Origin of the sequence: Sphingobium cyanobacteriorum, assembly GCF_030580935.1 — a bacterium.
In the GTDB taxonomy this organism is placed as follows: Bacteria; Pseudomonadota; Alphaproteobacteria; order Sphingomonadales; family Sphingomonadaceae; genus Sphingobium; species Sphingobium cyanobacteriorum.
In genome coordinates this window covers 1-1,870 of the sequence record NZ_JAUQOM010000064.1, presented here as the reverse complement: position 1 = coordinate 1,870, position 1,870 = coordinate 1, and the positions used below count along the sequence as shown (strand labels likewise).

General features: G+C 64.1%; 1 protein-coding gene and 1 pseudogene. Both read right to left on the bottom strand.

The window, feature by feature from the left end:
- Positions 1-199 precede the first annotated feature (199 nt).
- Positions 200-1,207, bottom strand: coding sequence for a ParB/RepB/Spo0J family partition protein (locus Q4610_RS21665; RefSeq protein WP_304537840.1), 1,008 nt, complete (start codon positions 1,205-1,207; stop codon positions 200-202).
- Between the two features lie 343 nt (positions 1,208-1,550).
- Positions 1,551-1,870: pseudogene (locus tag Q4610_RS21660) on the bottom strand (hypothetical protein); the annotation flags it as partial.

Below are 1,870 nucleotides of genomic sequence, written 5' to 3'. Positions count from 1 at the left end.
CTATACGCGCGCGGCGATCTTCATATGCGGCGGTATCGCCTATCTGTCTGATCTGCGACGTGTCCGAATAATGTACTGGCGCCCCCCTAGCGTGCAGATACGTCACTTTCGTGTAGTCACCCCAACATGGGTCAGTTCTCGGCGGAAATTTATGCGCTCCCCGGGTCAAATCTCAGTGGAAATTTATGCCACTCCCGGGTCACTTCTCAGTGAAAATCTCCACATCAGGCTCATCGGCAGCGTCGAGGAGCTCGGCGAGTTCCGTCATGCGGTCGGAGATCTCGTCCATGCGGGCCAGCGCATCGGCGCTGGGTTCCGCGCGACGCGGCCAGTAGGGATGCAGGTCTTTGGTGTCGTCATAGGTAACGTGGGTCGCGAGGCGCGGCGTCACCCAGGCGAGCCGGCTGCCGAGCGCCGCGATGTCCGCCTCGTGCGAAAGCTTCTTGGTGGCAAGGTCCATGGCGAGATCCCCGTCAAGCCACTGGCCTTCGCCCTCACTCGCAAAGAGGTCGCGCTCGATCCTGCCGCCGCAGCCGGCATATTCAGCCTCGCCCAGAAAGCGGGCGATCGGGTGATCAGCCGACAGGCTCTCCTCGGCAATCGCGCGGCGGATCGCCTGCGGATTGTCGCCCTGCCAACTGGTCGAGAGCCGCTCCCAGGCTGCGGCCTGTCGGTCGCGATCGCCGGTCGAGCCGTAGGCCATCGCGACATCGAGGGTGATTGCGCCGTCGGCCAGTGCGGCAAAGATCGGTTCGGCAAGATCGGCCAGGCGAAGGCGGCCTTGTACGTGCCGAACCGTAACGCCGAAGCGCCGGGCGACCGCTTCGGCATCGGCGCCCTCAGCGACGATGTCGCGATAGGCCCTGGCCTCGTCGGCGGGCGTCATGGCTTCGCGAATGAGGTTCTCGGCTAGGCTGATCTCGCGAGCTGCGGCATCCTCGTTCTCGCAGAGGCGCACGTCGATCGCGTAATCCTTGGGCAGAACACCGCGTTCGATCAGCAGCCCGATCGCGCGCCAGCGGCGGCCGCCGGCGTGGACGTCGTACAGGGTCTTCCTGCCCGCCGACGGGCTGACGATGAGTGGCTGCAACAATCCGTGTTCGGCAATGCTGGCGGCCAGCGCCTCGAGCGCGCTGTCTCCATTGGCCTTGCGGACGTTGCTCTCCGACAAGCGCAACTTGGCGTGGGGAATGGTGGTGGTTTGCATGAAGGGTCTCCCGGACCAGTTCCAAGACCCGGATCATGGGGACGCTTTTGCTTCCCAGGGGGCCTCGCCCAAACCGCTCTCCTCCTCCCCTCTGAATACTGCAATTGCCCAATGTTCCTGTTTTGTTCTACCAATGGGCATGACGAATCAAGCCGACCTCACCAGACTTGCCCTGCGCGCGCTCGAAGAGGCGGTCGCAGAAGCGCGCTACGGCCTTGTCGAGCGCAAATGGGGTCACCGGCTCGCGCTAACCTGGCTTCGGCGCGCCGGTGTCGCTCAAACATGGCAGGCGAAGGATTTCTGGCAAAGACCCGCGGATCAGCCCGATGAGCATCGTGGATAGTCAAAACCTGAGCGCACGCACCGTGCCGCTTGCCGGCAAGTGCGCATCCCCCGGATCGCTCCGCACCAGCCAGTCCGCCGCAGCCAGCGCCGCCTGTGCGGCGGAGTCCTGCTGGTCCAGAGGTACCAGTCCGTATTCAGCCATGCTGGCCCTCACAAAGGTTGTGCGGTTCCCGGGCTCGGGCATCGGCCCTGCAAGGCCCAGTCGGCCCGAAGCTGCGATTTTGGTCATCTTGGAGAACACGTCGGGAACGGGCTGGTTGTTGTTGACGATCGCCCATGCGAGGAACGACGTTCCGCTCCGATAAGGGAGCGGCGTTA

Excerpts from the sequence above, each read along its gene's own strand:
- Q4610_RS21665 (WP_304537840.1), bottom strand. The coding sequence starts at position 1,207 with ATGCAAACCACCACCATTCCCCACGCCAAGTTGCGCTTGTCGGAGAGC.